The sequence below is a fragment of the Methanobacterium sp. genome (genome assembly GCA_030017655.1).
GTDB lineage: Archaea > Methanobacteriota > Methanobacteria > Methanobacteriales > Methanobacteriaceae > Methanobacterium_D.
Genome location: JASEIM010000028.1, coordinates 1 through 22,190, shown reverse-complemented (window position 1 = coordinate 22,190; position 22,190 = coordinate 1). Strand labels below are relative to the sequence as shown.

Annotated in this window: 17 protein-coding genes; 5 read left to right on the top strand and 12 right to left on the bottom strand. The window is 35.7% G+C overall.

What is annotated here, in order from left to right:
* Window positions 1-282: 282 nt before the first annotated feature.
* Both purB and QMD61_10255 read right to left on the bottom strand, forming a co-directional pair.
* Window positions 283-1,632, bottom strand: coding sequence for an adenylosuccinate lyase (purB, locus tag QMD61_10260; protein MDI6725015.1), 1,350 nt, complete (start codon window positions 1,630-1,632; stop codon window positions 283-285).
* 41 nt (window positions 1,633-1,673) lie between these two features.
* Complete coding sequence (locus QMD61_10255; GenBank protein ID MDI6725014.1) at window positions 1,674-1,832, bottom strand: preprotein translocase subunit Sec61beta; 159 nt, start codon at window positions 1,830-1,832, stop codon at window positions 1,674-1,676.
* Between the two features lie 555 nt (window positions 1,833-2,387).
* On the opposite strand from QMD61_10255, the gene polC reads away from it, so the two are divergent.
* The 5 genes from polC to QMD61_10230 all read left to right on the top strand — a co-directional run bounded on the left by polC (window position 2,388) and on the right by QMD61_10230 (window position 11,217).
* Window positions 2,388-5,672, top strand: coding sequence for a DNA polymerase II large subunit (polC, locus tag QMD61_10250; GenBank protein ID MDI6725013.1), 3,285 nt, complete (start codon window positions 2,388-2,390; stop codon window positions 5,670-5,672).
* Between the two features lie 240 nt (window positions 5,673-5,912).
* Complete coding sequence (gene nrdD, locus QMD61_10245; protein ID MDI6725012.1) at window positions 5,913-8,219, top strand: anaerobic ribonucleoside-triphosphate reductase; 2,307 nt, start codon at window positions 5,913-5,915, stop codon at window positions 8,217-8,219.
* Window positions 8,220-8,310: 91 nt separating this feature from the next.
* Entirely contained in the window at window positions 8,311-8,931 is a 621-nt protein-coding gene (locus tag QMD61_10240) for a DUF3800 domain-containing protein (GenBank protein MDI6725011.1), read from the top strand.
* A 392-nt stretch (window positions 8,932-9,323) separates the two neighbouring features.
* Window positions 9,324-9,539: a hypothetical protein gene (locus QMD61_10235; protein ID MDI6725010.1), complete on the top strand. Its 216-nt coding sequence runs from the start codon at window positions 9,324-9,326 to the stop codon at window positions 9,537-9,539.
* A 190-nt stretch (window positions 9,540-9,729) separates the two neighbouring features.
* A complete protein-coding gene (locus QMD61_10230) occupies window positions 9,730-11,217 on the top strand; it encodes an NAD(P)/FAD-dependent oxidoreductase (protein MDI6725009.1) in 1,488 nt (495 codons plus the stop codon).
* A 16-nt stretch (window positions 11,218-11,233) separates the two neighbouring features.
* On the opposite strand, the gene QMD61_10225 is transcribed toward QMD61_10230, so the two are convergent.
* From QMD61_10225 to QMD61_10180, 10 genes are all read right to left on the bottom strand, one after another.
* Entirely contained in the window at window positions 11,234-12,391 is a 1,158-nt protein-coding gene (locus QMD61_10225; protein MDI6725008.1) for a hypothetical protein, read from the bottom strand.
* A 334-nt stretch (window positions 12,392-12,725) separates the two neighbouring features.
* Window positions 12,726-13,241, bottom strand: a complete 516-nt coding sequence (locus QMD61_10220; protein ID MDI6725007.1) for a UGSC family (seleno)protein — start codon at window positions 13,239-13,241, stop codon at window positions 12,726-12,728.
* Between the two features lie 127 nt (window positions 13,242-13,368).
* A complete protein-coding gene (locus tag QMD61_10215; protein ID MDI6725006.1) occupies window positions 13,369-15,315 on the bottom strand; it encodes a cation-translocating P-type ATPase in 1,947 nt (648 codons plus the stop codon).
* Entirely contained in the window at window positions 15,296-15,655 is a 360-nt protein-coding gene (locus QMD61_10210) for a metalloregulator ArsR/SmtB family transcription factor (GenBank protein MDI6725005.1), read from the bottom strand. Before QMD61_10210 ends, QMD61_10215 begins: the two co-directional genes overlap by 20 nt.
* Window positions 15,656-15,745: 90 nt before the next feature.
* Window positions 15,746-17,011: an APC family permease gene (locus QMD61_10205; protein MDI6725004.1), complete on the bottom strand. Its 1,266-nt coding sequence runs from the start codon at window positions 17,009-17,011 to the stop codon at window positions 15,746-15,748.
* Between the two features lie 198 nt (window positions 17,012-17,209).
* Window positions 17,210-18,787: a lysine--tRNA ligase gene (lysS, locus tag QMD61_10200; GenBank protein ID MDI6725003.1), complete on the bottom strand. Its 1,578-nt coding sequence runs from the start codon at window positions 18,785-18,787 to the stop codon at window positions 17,210-17,212.
* Window positions 18,788-18,913: 126 nt separating this feature from the next.
* Window positions 18,914-20,212: a phosphomethylpyrimidine synthase gene (thiC, locus tag QMD61_10195; protein ID MDI6725002.1), complete on the bottom strand. Its 1,299-nt coding sequence runs from the start codon at window positions 20,210-20,212 to the stop codon at window positions 18,914-18,916.
* 268 nt (window positions 20,213-20,480) lie between these two features.
* On the bottom strand, window positions 20,481-21,179 hold the full coding sequence (locus QMD61_10190) for an NAD(P)/FAD-dependent oxidoreductase (GenBank protein ID MDI6725001.1): 699 nt from the start codon (window positions 21,177-21,179) through the stop codon (window positions 20,481-20,483).
* A gap of 91 nt (window positions 21,180-21,270) precedes the next feature.
* Window positions 21,271-21,465, bottom strand: a complete 195-nt coding sequence (locus QMD61_10185; protein MDI6725000.1) for a hypothetical protein — start codon at window positions 21,463-21,465, stop codon at window positions 21,271-21,273.
* Between the two features lie 89 nt (window positions 21,466-21,554).
* Window positions 21,555-22,067, bottom strand: a complete 513-nt coding sequence (locus tag QMD61_10180) for a DUF6448 family protein (protein ID MDI6724999.1) — start codon at window positions 22,065-22,067, stop codon at window positions 21,555-21,557.
* Window positions 22,068-22,190 lie beyond the last annotated feature (123 nt).

Here is a 22,190-nt window from a genome sequence, read left to right as displayed (position 1 = left end):
CCCAAGATTTTGGAATGTTCAAGAAATCAGAGATTTCCTTCAACCACCTTTATTTCAATGTATTAATATTTGGTATTATTATTAATATATTTTTCCTTTAAATGGAAAATATGTCTTTTTATATGAATAAAAGATTTAGAAAGTAATTTAAAATAAAAAATGACTAAAAATAATGGATAATTTAAAAAATAAAAAAAAATATGGATATGTGGATTCAAATTAGATTTATTTGGTCTTATTTGAATTAATCAGTTCTTTGTGCAAGAAGTCATAATGAAGAGGTTAAAACCACTTTTTGGATTCTTCCAGCACATTATTTACTATAGAAACAGATGATCCAATGTAAGTATGAGGATTCATTATTTCTCTGATTTCTTCGGAGGATAAATACTGTTTTATCTCGTCTTGTGATAAAACTACATCCACAAGACTGGTATTTTCCCTATTGGCTTTAATTGAACATTTCCTAGCAAATGCATAGGCAGTTTGCCTTCCCATTCCTCTCCTTGTGAGTTCGGCCATTAATCTTTCGGCCATTATAAGTCCATTGGTGGCGTTAAGATTCTTTTCAATGTTTTCTGGATAGAATGTCAGATTTTTAAGTAATTTAATTGTGAGATTCAGTATATAGTCAGTGAGAATACAGGCTTCAGGCAGGATTATTCGTTCACATGATGAATTTGTAAGATCTCTTTCATGCCATAAAGGATTATTTTCAAGTGCAGGGATCACATAAGCACGAATAACTCTTGATACCCCACATATACGCTCTGCAGTTATTGGATTCATTTTATGGGGCATTGTACTGCTTCCAACCTGCTTTTCAGGATCGAATTTTTCTCCAATTTCCTTTATTTCTGTTCTCTGGAGATTTCTAATCTCTAAACCAATTTTATCAAGGGTGCTTGCTATATTTGCAAGATCCATAATGAATTCGGCGTGATTATCCCTCTGAACAACCTGATTTGAGATTAAAACAGGTTCAAGTCCCAGTATTTCAGACACTTTTTTGTGGACATCCAGACCTTCATCTCCAAGGGCTGCAATGGTGCCCACTGCACCGGTCATCATACCCACGCATAATCTGTTTTTGCATGCATCAAGCCTTTCAATTTGTCTGTGAACTTCATCAGCCCATAATGCAAACTTCATACCGTATGTAATGGGGAGAGCGTGCTGTCCATGGGTCCTACCTATGCTAACAGTATTTTTATGCTCATCAGCAAGTTGAAGCAGGGTTTTTGTTAGATTAATCAGCTTTTCTTTTAAAATTGCAATGGATTCTTTAAAAAGAAGTGATTGTGAAGTATCAATTATGTCGTTGGAAGTGGCTCCAAAATGAACATATTCTCCAGCATTGCCGCTACATGCTTCTGCGAGGGCTTTAACAATTGATGCTATATCGTGATTGGTTTGCCTTTCAATTTCAGCCACTCTTTCCAGCGTAACATATTCAGTACTTGCTTTTTTGTTTATTTCCTCTGCAGCTTCTTTTGGAACTAAATTAAGCTCTGATTCTGCTTTTGCAAGAGCCGCTTCAACATCGAGCATTTTTTGAAGCTTATTTTCTGCTTCCCAGACATTACGCATCTCGGGAGTACCGTATCTGAACTCAATAGGATGAATTGCCATTTAATGATCTCCTTTAAAATAAGCAGTAAGTGTTAAGACACTTATTGTGTAAATCGTAGTGCTATACAGGCCACTGCCAGAATTACAGTCATAATTACTACTTGTTCTGGGCTTAAAGTTGGCCCTTTTGTTTCTTCTTCAAAATATCTTACAAGACCGGCTCCACTTGGTGGAAGTACCTTTTTATCTCTTTTTGCCATAAAAATCACCATTAATCTAGTTAAATAGAAAATGAATTATAAGTTTCAACGTACTATTATATTGTTTTAGGATCATTTAAAGGTTATATTTAAATATTTTTTAATAGCTTAAAAATTCTTCTAATTTTTGTATATTTCTAAATCCATTCTCTTTTTGCATATTTACCTTAGGGGTTAAATAAGTAATTACATTTATAAATTGAGGATTAAAATTATTTTTAAATGAATAATAAATTTAATACGTGTTTAAATATATATTTAATGCTTAATATTGGTTAATTATCATTTTAAAATCGTATAGGTGCATTAAACTTAATATGGGCCAATATTAATAACTTAAATATATTCTTACTAATAATGATTTTTACACTATTTAGGAATTTATAGAAGCCCCATAGTAAACTATATAATCTAATTGGGCCAATATTAAGGAATAGGATCGGATATTTGCTTTTTAATGTTTAACGAAACTGATCCAAATTATTTAAATACAGCCCCAATATAATGGGCAACATTTTTTATATAGAATAATTTTTTGCAGGGTAAGTGAACAGAATGGGGTACTTTGAGACTTTAGAAGAAGAAACAGAGAAAGTTTATGCTGTAGCAAGAAATGCACGGCTTAAAGGATATGATATAGAGTTAGAGCCTGAAGTACCATTAGCTAAGGATTTAGCAGAAAGGGTAGAAGGGTTAGTTGGCCCTCCGGGTATTGCAGAGAGAATTAAAAAATTAGAAGATGAATCTTCCAGAGAAGAGGCAGCATTTCAAATAGCAAGGGAAATTGTAACCAAAACCGATGAAGAAGGTAAGGAAGATCCACTTGAAATTAAAGAAAAAAAAGCAGACCAGGCACTCCGAACAGCCCTTGCTATATTAACTGAAGGGGTGGTTGCAGCACCACTTGAAGGAATTGCAAAGGTAAAAATAAAGCAAAACTTTGATAAAAGCTGGTATTTTGCAGTTTACTTTGCAGGTCCGATAAGAAGCGCTGGGGGTACTGCGGCAGCAATGGCAGTCTTAATTGGAGATTATATAAGGCTTTCTATTGGTCTTGATATTTACAAACCCACAGAAAGGGAGATTGAAAGATACGTTGAGGAAGTAGAACTTTACGAATCAGAAGTTACTAACCTCCAGTATTCGCCAACCCCAGATGAAGTAAGGCTTGCTATAAAAAGCATTCCTGTGGAGGTAACAGGAGAACCTACAGACCAGATTGAAGTCTCTCACCGTGATCTGGAGAGAGTCGAAACCAACAACATTAGAGGGGGGGCTCTCCTTGCAATGGCTGAAGGAGTTATACAGAAAGCTCCAAAAGTCTTAAAATATGCTAATATATTGAAAATTGAGGGATGGGAATGGTTATCAGGGTTTTCAAAGGGTAGCGCCGGTTCAGATGATAAAGAAGAAGGTGCACCTAAAGTGGATGATAAATATATGAGGGATATCATTGGTGGAAGGCCTGTTTTAGCATATCCTCAAACTAAAGGCGGATTCAGGCTGAGATATGGAAGATCAAGAAATTCAGGTCTTGCTGCAATGGGTATAAGTCCATTAACCATGGAAATTGTAGAATTCCTGGCAGTTGGGACTCAAATGAAGATTGAAAGGCCTGGAAAAGGAATGTGTGTTGTGCCATGTGATAGTATAGAGGGTCCTATTGTTAAACTGAGAAATGGAAGCGTAATTAAAGTTGAATCCATAGATCAGGCTAAAAAGATCAGGAAAGATATAGTAGAAATCTTATTTTTAGGAGATATACTGGTAGCTTTTGGCGAATTTTTAAGAAATAATCATGTTTTATTGCCCTCTGCATGGTGTGAAGAATGGTGGATTAAAAAAATTGGAGTTTCAAAGCAATATTTGGACCAAAAAAATTTAAATTTGAATGAAATTAATGATATAGATTCAGAATATGCTTTTGAGATATCAAAAACGTATGATGTTCCTTTACATCCAAAATATACTTATTTTTATCATGATGTATCAATCAATGATTTAAATGAGCTTAGAAGCTGGTTATACAAAAATTACAATGATTCAGATGTATTAAATGGTTTGATATTAGATATAGAACCTTCTAAAAGAGTATTAGAAGTTTTAGGAGTTCCTCACCTTGTTCAGAATAATAAAATTATAATTGAAAGAGATCATGCTTATGCACTAATTAATACTCTTTCCAGGCCTCTGGATGTTTCTAAAGGAATTTCTACTTTAGATGCTTTAAATGAAGTATCTCCTGTGAAAATAATGGCAAAAGCCCCAACATATATTGGTGCAAGGGTTGGAAGACCTGAAAAAACAAAAGAGCGGAAAATGAAACCTGCACCTCATGCTCTATTTCCTATCGGTACAAACGGCGGGAGCAGACGTAACATCATTGATGCAGCTAAAAAGGGAGAAATTTATGCCGATATTTCGCGATGTAAGTGTACTGAATGTGGTGTAGGTTCATTTCAAGCTAAATGTCCTGTATGTGGTGCAAGAGCTATACCAACCGGCTCTGGAAAGAAAAAAATTAACCTGGCGGGTTTACTTAAAAAATCTTACGAAAATGTAGGGGTCAGAAAATTAGATGAAATTAAGGGCGTTATTGGGATGATATCCGAACAAAAATTCCCTGAACCCCTTGAAAAAGGAATTTTAAGGGCTAAAAATGATGTATTTTGCTTTAAGGATGCTACAATAAGGCATGACTCCACTGATTTGCCCATTACTCATTTTATACCGCGGGAAGTTGGGGTAAGCCCTGAAAAACTTGTTGAAATGGGTTACACTCACGATATACATGGTAAAGAAATTGAAAATGATGATCAGATCATTGAAATCAAGATTCAGGACGTGATTATATCTGAAAACTGCGCAGAATACCTTATGAGGGTTTCAAAGTTTGTAGATGATCTCCTTGAAAATTTTTATCATGTAGATAGATTTTATAATATTAAGCAAAAAGAAGACCTTGTAGGCCATCTGGTGGTAGGACTTGCCCCGCATACATCTGCAGGAGTTTTGGGAAGGGTTGTTGGGTTTACAAGGGCTTCTGCGTGCTATGCACATCCATATTTCCATTCCGCAAAAAGAAGGAACTGTGACAGCGACGAAGATTCTGTAATGCTGCTACTGGATGCACTGATTAACTTTTCAAAGATTTATCTCCCAAGCTCCAGGGGTGGTCGAATGGATGCTCCACTGGTTCTCTCATCAAGAATAGATCCAGAGGAAATAGATGATGAATCTCATAATATCGATGCTATGTCAACACTTCCTTTAGAATTATATGAAAAAACGCTTGAATTTGCTAAACCGTCTGATGTACTTCCTTTTATTGATAATGTGAAGAAAAGGTTAGGAACTGAAGACCAGTATCAGGGAATAATGTTTTCTCATGATACTTCAAGCATTCATAATGGCCCAAAACTCTGCCTTTACAAGATGCTTCCTACAATGAAGGAAAAAGTGGAAGAACAGGTTAAATTGGCTGAAAAAATAAGGGCGGTTGACCAGAAGGGAGTTGTGGAGGGGGTTTTAACATCTCATTTTCTGCCGGATATGGCAGGGAATGTTAGGGCATTTTCCAGACAGAAAGTTAGATGTACTAAGTGCAACAAAAAGTATAGAAGGATACCACTTAGTGGCGAATGTGTTTGTGGCGGAAATCTGATACTCAGCATTTCCAAAGGTTCTGTGGTTAAGTATCTTGATATTTCAAAGGAACTTGCTCAAAGATATCCAATTGATAATTATCTTGTTCAAAGAATTGAGCTAATTGAATCTGGGATTAATTCACTATTTGAAAGCGATAAATCCAAACAGAGCTCACTGGATGTGTTTCTGTAAAACACAATATGGGAAAGTACAAAATATATATTGGGAGAAAGTGAATACCTAATAACAAAATATATGCTGATCTGACTCTTCAAAATAGTTCAATGATAAATAAAAATTACAGGTTTAAAATCTTAAATTGAATTTTCATCTGATTATAAGATCAGAATAGGAGTTCAGTTTATTGTGCTAATCAAAAAATTATTATGATTTAAGAAATAAATAATAATATTAGTATTGGAGGATATGTAAATGAGAGATATGCATGTTATTGCTGGGCTCCCGACAAGAGCCAAAACGTGTGTCTTAAAAAATAATGGGATATATGAAAAATTCAGCCCCGAAAAATTGGTTAAATCTTGCCTTATGGTAGGAGCTCCCCTTTGGGCTGCTGAAAAGATTGCATCATCAGTTGCTACCGCTACTTATGATGGTATCTCCACAGCAGAAATAAAAATAATAGTATACGACTGCCTTAAAAAAATCGATGAAAAAATTGCAGACAAATATTTTGCAGCCAACGCATTGAAGGTAAGAACTACAAGAGATACAATAGAGCCATTTGATAAAAGTAAAATTGAAAAAACTCTTATTGTAGAAACTAATGCATCAAAAGAGCTTGCAGAAGAAATAGCTAATGATGCATGGAAGGAACTTAAAAAACTTGATGTTGAATACTTGACAGCCCCGATGATCAGGGAAATTGTTAACACCAAACTTGTAGAGCATGGTCTTGAAGCTTTAAGACGTGAATATACAAGGGTCGGTATACCTGTATACAACATCACAAATCTCATTCAAAACGGCTCACGTGATAATGCAAATATGATTCATAATCCTGAGACCGTTCACAAGTATGTTGCAGATGAGGCACTCAAGCAGTACGCATTGTTACACATCCTCCCCAATGAATTTGCAGATGCCCACATGGGTGGTGACCTGCACATACATGACCTTGAATTCTTTGCAGGACGTCCAATAAATTGTTTACAGCACGATTTAAGGATATTTATAAGAAACGGACTTAAAGTTGATGGTACAGGAGACCATACATCAGTAGCGGGCCCTCCAAACCATATTGAAACATTGATGAACCATTCAGGGGAAATAATGCTTGCAGCTCAGCAGAACATGAGCGGCGGGCAGTCAATGAGCCTATGGAATGTATTTGTAGCTCCATTCGCTGCTGGTTTACCCTATGAGAAGGTAAAACAGGCAGTGCAGATGTTTATTTATAACCTTAATATGGCCTATGCTGCAAGAGGTTCTCAAGTACCGTTTACAAGCATCAACCTTGAATTTACTGTACCTAAATTTTTACAGGATGAACCTGCATACGGGCCAAGAGGACAGCTCGTAGGTACATACGGAGACTTTGAAGAAGAAACAAGGATGTTACAACGTGCATTTACTGAAACACTTCTTGAAGGAGATTCAGATGGTAAACCTCACCTTTTCCCAAACACTCCTTATGTTTTAAGGGATGAAGTCTTGAAATCTGAATTTGAAGAAGATTTAAGACGCGTACATGAACTTTCAGCTAAATACGGATCTCCTTACTTTATAAACATGCTTCCAGATTACAGAGGCAACCTGTCAAACTATATGGGATGCAGGACATCATTGAGCGATAACTGGACTGGAGACTGGGAGAAAGACTGTTTCAGAACAGGAAACCTTGCTTATGTCACATTAAACCTTCCAAGAATTGCATATAATTCAAAGGATGAAGATGACATATTTGAGTATCTTGATTCTTACATGAGCATTGGAGAACAGATCTTACAAATACGAAGAGAACAAGCCCTTAAATGCCTTAATGAATATAACTTACTCCCATTCCTTTCACAGAAAGCGGGGGAGGAAACATATTACAGAATAGAAAACTCTACAATGTCATTTGGTTTTGTTGGGCTAAATGAAATGCTTCTATATGCATTAGGAGCAGGAATTGAGGATAAGGATGCCAATAAATTTGGATTAAAAGTACTTGATTATATGAATAACAGAACTGCTGAATTGAAGGCGGAAACAGGTTTAAGATGGACAGTTCTCCAGACACCTGCAGAATCCACGGCATACAGATTTGCAATGCTTGACCTTGAAAGATACAGGGATAAAATCATTGCAAATGGTGATGAAAAAGCAGCATATTACACCAATTCATCCCACGTACCGGTTAATGCTGATGTCTTACTCCCAGAAAAGATTAAAATCGAAGCACAGTACCATCCAAAGACACTTGGAGGTCACATATTCCATGCATTCATGGGAGAATCCTATTCAGATCCGGATGCACTCATGAGCCTCACAGATAAGATTGCAAGGAAATCAGATATTGGGTTCTGGGCATACAGTTCGGCACTGAGCTTTTGCGTTAAATGTAAGACACTTATGAAAGGGTTACAGGATAGCTGCGGTGCATGCGGTGAAACAACAGAAGTTGAATGGTACGACAGGATAACTGGCTACGTTCAACAGGTTGGAAGGTCTAAATCTGCATCAGGTGGCTGGAATCCTGGAAAAATGAAGGAATTAATGGATAGAAAACGGTTTTAATTCCTTAAACTTTTTTATTTAATTAATTATTTTTTTATAGTCTCTGGAGATAACAAGTAACTAATTAGTGCAAGGTCTATAGGTGAACTTTTTGAAATATATCTACTTAGACGAATCAGGGAATCTTGGTTTCACTGAAAAATCAGGAAAATTTTTTGTTGTAGCAGCTTTATGCGTTGAAGAGGAGAAAATAGTAAATAGGTGTATTAAGAATGCCAGAAAAGGTTTAGCAAAAAAATATAAGCAAAATGAGCTTAAATTTTCAAATTCTTCTGATGCAAATAGAAGACGTGTTTTAAATTGCATAGCCCGTAGGGATGTCTCAATATCATATTTAGCTCTAAATAAAGATTGGGTATATCCCTATTTACGCCAAAAGCCTTCAGTAATTCATAATTATATGATAGGTCAGTTATTAAGCAATATTTTACATGACGTACCTTTCTTAAGAACTAATGTCATAATTGATAAGTTTTTACATGATAAAAAAATTGATGGGTTTAACAATTATATGGATATTAAATCTTCTGTTAAAATGAACATCCGACATGTTTCTTCTGCTGGAAATAATGGTATTCAAGCTGTAGATTTCGTTGCAGGGGCAATACATAGGAAATATAGACAAAATGATGATTCATTTTATAGATTGATTGAAGATAAAATAAACTTAACTTTAGATTCACGTGATCAAATATTTAGAAAAAAAAGTTAGTAATAGGTGAACCCATTCCTACTAGTCCCACCCCGCATCCGCGAGCATCATTCTTTCAGAAGGACTTACTCACCTTGTATAATAATTATTATTTTTTCATATATAAATTGATCGAAAGATCAATAACTTATAATTTTTATAAGTTATTTTAAATTATTTATATTCTAAAAAAGTAATACACCCTTAAAATTCGTAAAGTTTATATTAGATTATGTTTAATCTTCTAATTGTGATTATATTGATTTAGAATCAGATTTTAACCACTTCAATCTGGTTCATATTTCTTTTTTAATAAAAACTCAATTTGAGTAAAGATTTTTTCCACCGATAACATATTGTCTCGATTGTTACCGGTAAATTCAATTTAATAGTAAAAATTGGAATGAATGCACATGATATTCAGAAAAAACACAGAAAACAAAATTAATTCAAAAGAATTACTAAAGATGGCAGGTAAATGCAGTCCTAAAAGGCTAAAAGAACTGCTTAAGCAGATTGAAGCAGAACTCGCTAGAGGTAATGAAAAAGATGATGATTTGCTAATAGCAAAAACCATAATTACCAGCAGGTTAACTTCAATGAGAGATACAGGGAAAATACCTTTATAAACTTCCCTATTTTTCTTAATTTTATATTAATAAGCTTAATTTTTTTATATAACTTAATTTTGGGTTATTTGAGCATTTTAAATCATTCATTTTTGATCTTTTATTATAAAAGCAAACTTTTTTCCAGATTAAATTATAAAATATAATTAAAATTAATTTTCCAGGATAACTTTTAGTAAGAGTGATTTTCATGGCCAAAAAGATTATTATTATCGGTGGAGGAATTGCGGGGCTTTCCACAGGAACTTATGCCCAGATAAATGGCTATGATGCCATAATATTTGAAAAACACAGTAAACCGGGTGGAATGTGTACTTCATGGCACCGTAAAGGATTTACATTTGATTATTGTATTCATAATCTTGCAGGAACAGGTAATGTACGCTTAAGAGAAGTTTGGAATGATCTTGGTGCTCTGGAAGGTACAGAAATTATAAATCATGAAGCTTTCATCAGTATTGAAGATAGCCAGGATAATGTTTTGAATATTTATACAGACCTTGACCGGCTGGAAAAACACATGAAAGAAATCGCTCCAGAAGATTCTAAAGCAATTGAGGAATATGTTAAAGCTGGAAAATCTCTACCGGCAGATGATTTATTTTCAATGGACATGGGTGGGACCATGAATAAGCTGAAAATGGCCGCTAATTTACCTAAAATCATTAAATGGGGTAAAATTTCTCTAAATGATTATGCGGAGAAATTCGACAATAAATTCCTTAAAAAAGCATTTCCTCATGTTCAATACGACATGAGTAAATCCAATATACCTATGTTTCCCCATCTGCTCTTTTTATCTTGCTTCAATGCTGGAGATATGGGCTGGCCTAAAGGTGGTTCCCTTGAATTCAGCCGCAGAATCGCAAAGAGGTTCACTGATCTCGGCGGTGAACTGAACCAGAGTTCTAAAGTTGAAAAAATCATAGTTGAAGATAATAAGGCCGTTGGAATTGTTCTTGCAGATGGGAGCGAGCATCGAGGGGATATTGTTGTATCTGCAGCAGATGGTCATGAAACAATCTATGAAATGTTAGATGGAAAATACACCAACGAAACCATTGATAAATATTATCAGGCTTATGAAGAAGAACAGGAATTTGGTTTGCAAGTTTTCCTTGGACTTAACAGAGATTTATCTAATGAACCTCATGCTATTGCACTGCTTTTAGATGAACCAGTTAAGCTTGAATTAAAAGAAAGAGGTTCATTATACCTTGAATTATTTGATTCAAGTACAGGGGTTGCCCCTGAAGGAAAATCAGTGATAAAAGTCGTTACTAAGGGAAATTATGATTACTGGAAGAAAATGCGTGAAGAGGATCTGGAAAATTACAGAAATGAAAAAGAAATAGTTTACAAGAAGGTCCTTGAAATACTTGAAAGGAGGTTTCCAGGCATAAAAGAGCAGGTAGAAGTTCATGATGTCACAACACCCGCTACTGTGGAAAGATACACGCTTAATTTCCATGGATGGCAGCCGTGGCCAGTCCCTGATGGTGGAATGATGACAATGATGAAGGGAATAAGTAAAACACTCCCTGGACTTGAAAACTTTTATATGGTTGGACAATGGGCCACTGCAATGATAGGGATACCTAACGCAGCATTAACTGGTCGAAACCTTATAAAAGAACTCTGTAAAAAGGATAAAAAGAAATTCAGAACTCAAATATAAAAGAGTTTGATGAAATTTATTTTTTAAAATCATGCACTGAAAATGCAGCAGCATTGTCTTTAAGTTTTATTAATTCTGTTACTGATTCTGATGAGGTTCCAAAGCCGTGGCAGATCATTGTATGCCTTCCAGGACCTCCAGCAACAACTAAAACCACATCGTCAGGTTTTCTTGTTATCTTGACATCGCCATCAATAATCCACTTTTCATCGAGCTTTCTACCGCCCCGATCACCAAATTCTGCAGGTACAAGTGCATTTTCATGGAAATAATTTTTAACATCTTCTTTAGACCATCCATCATCAACAATTGTCTTTGCATGCTCTGGACTCATTATAATAAGCATTTCACCGGGCACATGACTGTTATTACAGCCTGCAACTGCTGCAGTATCAATTATTGTATCCATAAGGTCTTCTGCAGTATTACTTCGATGATCATTTGCATTATGGGGAGAATCCAAAGCCATCATGGTCACTGTGCTATCATCTAAGTTAAAGCCTCGTTCTACATGCAGCGGTTCCCATGGATTTTCATCTTCAGCCTCGCCGAAGCAGAAGCTGTATTTAGATGGTGAACCCATTGTCGCATGATCTCCTATTCCCGGGATTGCACCAGCTATATTCATTAAACATAGTCTCACAGCACGTCCAATGGTGGCATTTGCAATATTTCCAGGACCTAAACATCCAGTACCGCTATTTATGCCAATTTCATTTGCCACAGGGCCGTTTATAATGGTGCATATCGCAACAGGATGTGTAGTGGCGTTTATTCCGGGTAAATTAAACTTCTTATGGGAGATTGCATGGATCGAGTGTTGAATTATAGGCATAAACTGAGGTATACATCCTGCCATTACAGAATTTATGGCTATTTTTTCAACTGTGGCTTTGCCAGACCTCGGAGGAAGTACTGCAATTAAACCATCTTTCTCTAAACCACTAAATTCAGTGAATTTACGCACACGCTCTCCTGTTGGGGGAACTATGGGTAAACCATCGGTCTGTTTTTTCATATAAAATTCATAGCTTATTTTTTCTGCATCCGGTTCAACGTAAAGTTCCATATCACTTGGAGATGCGCCGCAGAGACGTTCTTCTCCCTTTTCTATGTTTTCATTTAGTAAATCTTCAATAGAGCATCCGCATGTATCTTTTTTAGGGGTTTTCATCTGTAATCCTCAAAAACTTTGTTTTTGTGGCTCTCGAACACTATCAAAACCTTTGATTTTGACGCCTGCAAAACCAAGGGTTTTTGCGGTTCAGGAAACTCTTGAATCTTCGATTTCAGAGCACAAAACCATAAGTTTTGTTAGCTTAGTTTCCTTCAACATCAAAATCTGCGCTTTTGCTTGCTTTGTGTTCGGGGCACCGAAAAATCGTAGCATGCAAAAATCTTTGATTTTTGTTGCATGCGAAAACTGAAATTTTTCGCAGTTACGAAACTTTGCTTCGTAAACATCAAAAATTGTTGAATTTTTGAAAGACTTCCTCAACTCGATAAATTTAATGTAGTTTAAGCAGTTTCTTTATTTCAGGAATGATTTTTTCAGTTTTTACTTTCACTTCATCCTCTTTAAGCCCTGCAATGGGATGATCAATCTCAAATATCCTTAAATTCTCTGCTCCCTGGGCTTTTGCTAGTGATTTTCCATAATCAGCAAACTTATGCGTACAAATGCAAATTGTAGGTTTCCCTTCTTTTTCCAGCCGTACAGCATCCAGAATTACCCATGTAGTGCATGAACCGCAGTCTCCAAGTGCCAGAATTACTAAATCTCCTTTATGAGCTTCTTTCATCTGTTCCTCTGTTGCTCCATCACCGGCAGGTTTTTGAGCATCTATTGAATCTATACCCAGATTCCCTTTAATTGTATTCAAAATAATGTCTGCATTGGGCTTTGTATTGTCAAAATATGTTATTTTACTGATTTTATTAGGAATAGATGATATTTTTATCTTATTTGCCGCAGTTTCAGCCATTGGATTCATTACTTCTTTTTCAATAACGTTGACTCTCATACTGTTCCTCTTTTACCATCTTTGAATTTATGTATTTTTTGCCAAGATAAGTTATTATTTTTTTCAGTTTTCTTTTAAATATTGGTGGGAAAATTTAGAACATAGAAAAAAATAAGGGGGTCTGTTTTCATCTTCCTATTCTTAAAGCATTTAAGATTACGATAAGAGTCAATCCCATATCCCCAAATGCCACTGCCATCCACAATGAAACGAATCCAAGCACCGCAAATACTGCAAATGAACCTTTAACTAAAATAGATAAGGAAACGTTCTGTTTAACTACTGACATGGTTTTTTTACTTAAACTGATGAGATAATTAACTTTGGAGATGTCATCGTGCATTAAAGCTACATCTGCAGTTTCTATTGCCACATCTGAGCCCGCAGTACCCATTGCAATACCCACATTAGATCTTGCAAGTGCAGGGGCATCGTTTACACCATCACCCACCATAGCTACGTGTTCACCCTTTTCAACCAACCCCTCTATTATTTTAACCTTCTCTTCAGGTAGAAGGCCCGCATAATACTGGTCAATGCCTATTTTGGAGGATACTGCTTCTGCTGTACTTTTATTATCTCCAGTAAGCATTACAGTCTTAATGTTTTTTTCTTTAAGCTCTTGAATTGTACTTCTTGAAAGCTGACGTATTTTGTCCATTAATCCTATTAACCCAATAATATGTTCATCATTACCTATAATTGCAACGGTTTTACCTTCATTTTCCATTTCATGTATTAATTCATCTGGAAATTCGGAACTATATTTAAAAAGGCTCTTTTTACCAATATAGAACATTTTTGTATCGATTATCCCTTTAACTCCTTTTCCAGCGATGGATTCAAAATTATGCACTTCCTTAAAATCCATATCTGACTTTCCAACGTAACGTATAACTGCCTCAGCAAGGGGATGTTTGGACTTGGATTCAAGTGAACCGGCTATTTGAAGAATTTCCTTTTCAGTGTATTTATTTAATGGTTTAACGTCAGTTACTTCCAATTTTCCCTCAGTAAGTGTCCCTGTTTTATCAAAAACCATTGTTTTGATATTTTGCATCTCTTCAACGTATTCTCCACCTTTAATTAACACACCGTTATTTGTACCTGCGGTTATTCCTGAAACTATTGAAACAGGGGTTGATATGGCTAATGCACATGGACAGGACACTACAAGCAACACTAAAGCTCTGTAAAACCATGTATCAAAATTTAATCCAAAAATAAACGGTGGAACTACCGCCACGATTACTGCAAGCCCTATTACTGCAGGAGTGTAATAATTGGAGAATCTATCTATAAATGCTTCAGTTTTTGACTTCTTTTGTTGTGATGCTTTAACCAGATCTATGATTTTGGATAGAACAGTTTCATCGGATCTTTTTGTTACTTTTACTTCAAGATAACCTTCTTCATTTATCGTACCTGCAAAAACCATGTCCCCTTCTTTTTTAGTTACAGGCATGCTTTCACCAGTTATTGCGGCCTGATTTAAAGATGAAATGCCTTTTTTCACGATTCCATCCAATGGAATTTTATCTCCGGGCTTAACAATTACTATTTCGCCAATATCTACTGCATGGGCATGTAATTTAATGTTTTCATTACCTCTTTTAACTACCGCAGTTTCTGGAGCCAGTTTTATAAGGGCCCCAACCGATCTTCGGGCTCTTTCTCCAGCATAGTCTTCTAAATACTCGGCAATAAAGAATAAGAATATTACGGAAGCTCCTTCGGCACCTTCACCTATTAAAAATGCACCTATGGCTGCAATGGTTATTAAAAAGCTTATGTTGAATTTTCCTTTAAGTAGGGATCGTATTCCGTGTGGTACTATTTCAAATCCAGAAACTACAGCAACTGTAAGGAAAAGAATTTCAGCAAGAATTAACTGGTCTGTAAATAAGTTAAGATATAAACCAGTGGCTAAGATTACGGCGGATATTCCTATAATATAGACTGGTCGGATCTTTTCTTTTTTCTTTTCCTTTTCTTCAAATGGGTTTGCTTCACAGAATTTACATATCTCAGCTGTTTCTTCATTGTTTTGTGCATTATCGTTTTTCTGTGGCATGTTCAACTCCCATTTCAATTATTTTTACTACATGCTCATCTGCAAGGGAATAGTAAGCCATTTTACCATCCTTTCGGAATTTAACCAGGTTTTTACCCCTTAAAACACGTAACTGGTGAGATATTGTTGACTGATTTGCCTCAAGAACTGCAGATAAATCACATACACACAACTCTCTTTGATATAAGGCCTGCAGGATTTTCAGTCTTGTAAGATCACCAAACACTTTAAAATTGTCTGATACATCTAAAAGGATTTCTTCATCCAGCATATCTGATTTGACCTGTTTAACTGCTTCTTCATGGATGCATTCAATTTCACAAACATCATCCTCTTTCATATGAATAACTGCACATATGACCATATAAATTTTGTGATCTGAAAAATAATACGGCTTTGCTTGAAGTAATTTTATCCAATGAACGGATTCTTATTGTTTCTGCCATATAAAAGCCAGTATAATACCTATAACAGTTATGGCTATTCCTAATCCTATTGCATTGAAACTAAGCTGTAATAAAAGTATAATGCAAGTAATTAACCCAAAAACAGGTAATAATGGCAGGTTTTTTATATTTAAGGGTATTCTAAAAGGCCGGTTTAATTCAGGAGAAATATATCTTAAAATTACCACTGAAGCGTTTATAAAGATGAAGCTTAAAAAGAGGGTGTAATTAGTGGCACTTGCAAGGAATCCCAAATTTCCAAGGAATAAAAATGCAATTGCAACTATTCCTACAACAATTATTGAAATCCAGGGGGTTCTTGTCCTCGGATGTACTTTTCTAAGGATTAAAGGAAGAGAATTGGATGCAGACATACCGTACACTATCCTTGAACCAGCTAAAAGTAGTAAAAGAACGGTGTTGCTGGTTGCAAATAGGGCTATAACAGAAAGCAGGAATGATCCATTTGGACCAAGTGCAGTAAATGCAATCTGGGAAAAGGGGGCTGTGGAATCTGCAAGAGCTTCCCAACCAAGTATACTAACTGAACTGAAAGCCACAAGAATATAAAGAAGAGTGCTTATTACCATAGCCAGAATTATTGCCAGGGGAATGTTTTTATTTGGTTCATTAGTCTCATCTGAAAGCTTAACAATCTCCTCAAAACCAAGATAAGCAAAAAAGATCAAAGCTGCAGAGGCAAAAACTCCATTTAATCCTAAAGGCATTTCAAAGTAATTAACAGTTCCATAGTAGGGTATTCCAATAAAAAAGATGATCAAGAGGCCAAGAGCTTCAATTGATGTAAATAAAATTGCAACCCATGCAGATTGTTTTATTCCAATAAAAAGGATAACTGACAGCACTGTTATTAAAACAATAGCAGAATAAATTGAAGGTATGTTAAATATTACCCCCAAATAATTCCCAAAACCTACAGCAACTGTTGAAGCGCTAATAATTGCGCTGAATATAATGATCCAGCCTATTACAAATCCAATACGTTCTCCCATGGCATTTTTAACGTATTCATATTCTGCTGCTGAACTTGGAAACATGGATGAAAGCTCTGCATAGCTTAAAGCAGTAAAAGCCGCAACGGTGGATGATATCAGGAATGAAAGCCATAAAGCATTTCCGGATAAAGGTGCTGCTTCTCCTAGGAGTGCATAGATTCCAGCACCAAGTATTATACCTATTCCAGAAACAGTAACTTCAAAAAGACCTAATTTCCGTTTTAAAGACTTAATTAATTCACCACCATAAATTAGTTGACTATTTAATGGATAGAATCGGCTAAAAACTTGTTAAAACCCATTAAATCTTTTTAAATTATCAAAAATGGATTTTCAATTATCAATGTTTCTTTTTAATATTATTTGTAATTTATGAATTACTTAAATAAATTAAATAAAAAAGAATAAACCCCATGGAGGTTATTGTTTAAATTAAGCTTCTCCCCTAAATCGCTTAACCACAAAGTCTTTATCAAGGGATAAAACAAATGAAGCAGCCCTTGGACCCTGCTTTTTACCTATTATTGTCTTATAAATAGCCTGGAATGCTTTTTGAGGTTTCATATCAAATTCTCTAAGCAGATTATACATATCATCATGAAGTTCTTCTGCACTGTAATCTCTTTCTTCCAGAAGATCTGCAAGTTTAAGCAGGAATCCTGTCTGGTCTTCACCTAATGGTAATTTAGGTATCTTTTTCATGACCTGGAACTTCACAAATTGGGGTGCATACTTATCAAGCCAATTATTAACATGATTCATCCTCATCCTGAGTCTTTTAAGGTCTTCTTCACTTAAATCAGTAAATACCATATCTGCCATATAATTCGGAAGCTGTGAATTCTTCTTTAATATTTCAAAGACCCGTTCAATGTCCCCATCTGCAATTTGATGTGCAACGGTCATGAACCTGTATGAAGGTTGGAATGGCATTTTATCCTTTAACTCGATTTGTGAAATTTCATAAATCTTTTTAGACTTTTCTTCTTCCTTCTGGGACGCGGAATCTTCTGCTCCATAGTATATCCTTTCAATGCGGTCGTACTGATCAATAAAGTCCAGAAATGGCATTTCAGGATTGAAATCCTTATGTTTGAGGGGTTTGCTTCTGAATATGAAATAATTAAGAGTTTCAGGCGCACCTATTTCAAGCCACTGTCCTGGGGTAAAGAACACTCCCTTTGATTTTGACATTGCATCTCCTTTAAGAGTAATCCATTCGTAAGGTACGGGATATGGAGCCTCGTAATTGAATATTTCCTTTGATATGATGCTGCTTACATCGTATGAGCCGCCGCTTGCTGCATGGTCTTTTCCAAAGGGTTCGCATGTAATGTTGAATATTTTCCATCTTGCAGCCCATTCAACACGCCATGTAAGTTTTCCTTCGCCTGATTTAATATCCATTGATCCTTCATGGCCACATTCGCACCTGTAATGAACCATATCACCATCAAAGCCATAGGCAAATGTTGTATTTATCCGTCCACATTCCTGGCATATTGGATTATATGGGAGCCAATCATCTGCAAGTGGATTTTCACGATATTGATTGAATATTTCACGAATTTGGGGTGCATTTTCAAGTGATATTCTTATATAATCGTTATAAATCCCTTCTTTGTACATTTTTTCCCCTGAATAGATTTTCAGGGAAATCCCGAAGTCATCCAATGTTTCGAGGAATGGTTTTTCAAAGTGTTCCACGAAATTTGCACAGCAGTCTTCTGGACATGGAATATGTGCATATGGAATACCTAAATATTTTTCATAGCTTGCTGGAAGGGGATATGGAACTTTACGGAGTGGATCATAATCATCTGCAATCCATATAACTTCTGCAGGAGTCCCAGTATTTTTTAAAGCCATTGTAACTGCATTAGCGATAAATACATCGCATGAATTTCCGATATGTATGGAACCAGATATTGATGTCCCACTTGCAATTACGTGATTTTCCACGTCTCTTTTTGTTAAACTGTCTGCAACATTTTCAACCCAATGTTTCAATCAAATCACCTGTATTTAAATAATTATAAATTCTGTTTAAAAATAATAAAGAGGAAAGGAAATAAAAATTGTAAAACTGTAATGAATAAATTTTATTTTTAAAATAATAAAATAATGATTGGTTGTTTAGTCAAACACATCAGTGCCTGCTTCATCTAACCATTCATTTACAATCTTAACTGCACAGTAGCTTCCGCACATTGTACATGTATCTTCTTCTGCGGGTGGCCTTTCATCCCTTATCTTTCTTGCTTCTGCCGGGCACATTGCAGAGTCGAACTGTGCTTCCCAATTGAGCTTTTTACGTGCATTGGCCATTACTAGGTCTTTTTCACCGTGGTGTATGCCTTTTTGCATGTCTCCAACGTATGCCCCTATTCTTGTTGCAATTACACCTTCTTTAACATCGTTAGGGAACGGTAATGCAAGGTGCTCTGCTGGTGTTACATAACAAATGAAGTCTGCTCCAGCACCTGCTGATGCTGCTGCACCGATAGAAGATACTATATGGTCGTACCCAGCACCAATATCAGTTACAACAGGTCCTAACATATAGAAAGGAGCTCCTCTGCACAATTTTTTCTGGAGTACAACATTTGCTGAAATTTCGTTTAAAGGAATATGTCCGGGTCCTTCCACTATTGTCTGCACGCCCACTTCACGAGCCCTGTCAATTAATTCTCCAAGTACAATGAGTTCCTGGACTGCAGCACGATCTGTAGCGTCTGCTATTGCTCCAGCTCTCATAGCGTTTGCCATGGACATGACGAAGTCGTATTCTTTAGCAATTTCGAGAATATAATCAAAATTTTTGTATAATGGGTTTTCCAGGTCGTTTTCAACCATCCATGCAGATACAAAAGCTCCGCCTCTGCTTACGAGTCCTCCTTCACGGCCCTGTCGTTTTAATCTTTTTAAGGTTTCTCTGTTTACACTGCAGTGAATTGCCATAAAGTCAATACCATCTTTTGCCTGTTTTTCAATGGCTTTGAACATGATATCTTCGTCCATGTAAATTGAAGCGCCTTTTTCCCTTATTGTTTCAATTGCTGCCTGGTAAACAGGTACGCTTCCAACAGGAATATCTGATATTTTAAGGATTCTTTTCCTTATTTCATCCAGATCTCCACCTACAGAAAGTTCCATTAAGGTATCGGCTTTATATGCCATGGCTATTTTTGCCTTTTCTTCTTCCATATCGAAGTCACAGATATCTGTGGAGGTTCCGATAGTGGCGTTTACCTTTGTTCTTAATCCTGCTCCAATACCCACGGCTTTAACTTCTCTATTAACGTTACTTGGGATGGCTATAGTTCCCTGGGCAACGGATTTCCTGATAAATTCCTCTGATACGCCTTCAGCAGCTGCTACTGCCTTCATTTCCTCTGTTATTACGCCTTTTTTTGCTTCATCCATTTGTGTCATAGAATCACCATGCTTAGTTCAAGCTATCATAAACTATTGTTGTAATATACTACATTAAAATTATAGCTATTGTTATATTTTTTGTCCCTGTAAAATAAGTCTCTACACTGAACAATATAAGAGTTTTTAATTTGGATACTAATTAAGTTTGTGCTTCTATTTTTATTCAATTAAGAAATATTAATTATAAAAAAATAATTTACTGATATAATTAATGTTTGTTAAATATTCGTTAGCATTTAGTATAGATATGTCTCTGACTTACTTCTCAACTCTCCTTTTTATTATTTTCTAGAATTTCTTGAGAGAATTTTTCAAATCCTATACTGTGTATAACTTTACCTAAACGTCTGCTTAAACCAGTTTTTTCTCCATTTTCTTTATAATACGAAATAATCTTATCAATTAAATCTAAAACTTCTTCATCAGATAGGTTTTTAGCAATTAATTTGCCTATTCTAGGTTGAAGACCTGCGTTACCACCTACTAAAACATTCCACCCCTCTTTTGTTCCAATAAGGCCAATATCTCTCACTGCAGGTTCTGCACATGAGTTTTCACATCCTGAAACAGCTATTTTCATCTTGTCGGGTGTTTTTATTCCCCTAAACTGTTTGTCAATTTCCATTCCTAATTCCATAGTATTTTGTTTAGCCATTTTACAGGAAGAAGATCCAATACAGAATTTGACGGGCCTAACTATTTTGCCGGACAGACCACCGGGTTCCATACCTAGATCTTTCCAGATGTTATCTATATCTTCAAATGGGATACCATAGATTGTAATTCGATGTTCTGATGTTAATTTAAGGAATTTGGCATCATATTTTTCTGCTACATCAGCTATTTTTCTTAACGTATCCGGATCAGCAAGACCTCCGGGAAGATATGGACTAATTGCATAGGTTTCTCTGTCTTTCTGGACTGCTGCACCTTTTTCTGGCATATTGATTTTTATTTTTGACATTTATCTACCTCTAATTTCATATTAATCTAAATTATAAATTTATAATCAGTTTGCTATCTATTTAATTTTTTTTAAAGGTATACTGGGCTCTTTAATCTCTTTTTTCACAATCAAAGCAATATTCAGTAACTCTGTTTGTTTTAAATGTCTTCCCACATTTTTTGCAGGTAACTGTCTTGAGTTCAGATTCTTTATCTACAATTTCCAGTGAACATGGGCATTTCCAGCCCATTTTACCTTTTAGCTGCGCTTCAAACTCTTTATCTATTTCTGCATCTTTACTCATTTTTTAACCTCCTATAAGAATAAATCAACAAGCATCATGTTTCTTTAATGATTTTAATATGCTGCGGAAAAAAGAGATGAATAAAAATATCAATGTTCACCACTGGAAATGATATATTTATAGAGATGGTGAGAAGACAGTACAAAATGAAGCATTGCTTCTGTGTATTCTCTGGCAGCTTCTGTATCACTTAAGTCATAATTCTTTGTAGACATTGCTTTATCAAACTTTTTTCTCACTTCTTCTTCAACTATGCTTTTTAAGAACTCTATTGTTTCTGTAGGATCTCCTTTTTCTATGTCCTTTTCTGCTCTAGGAACTACTGGTCCCCAATCCAATCCTGCTGGTTTAAGTCCAGTATAAGATGCTCCTTCACCTTCACGGTGCAAACGTACTGCAGTTTCAAAGAACCACATATCAGCGACTTCTGCAGCATCTTGTCCTAATTTTCTGACTTTAATAGTTTTATTAAATGTCTGAGTTAGTTCATCTTCTGCCTTTTTAGGTACAAACGGTAGGACGTAATACACATTCTCTGTTTTTAGAGCCATTTTGCATGCAGAAATTACAGGTCCGTCCATTGTATCACAGTGTGGGGCCATATTATATCACCTCAATAGTATATTTAATACAATAAAATTCAATTTAAAGTATCTTCGTGGACTCAACAGGTCTTGGAACCTTGTTAACAAGAATAACCAGGTCTTCATCGCTTTCATTGTACC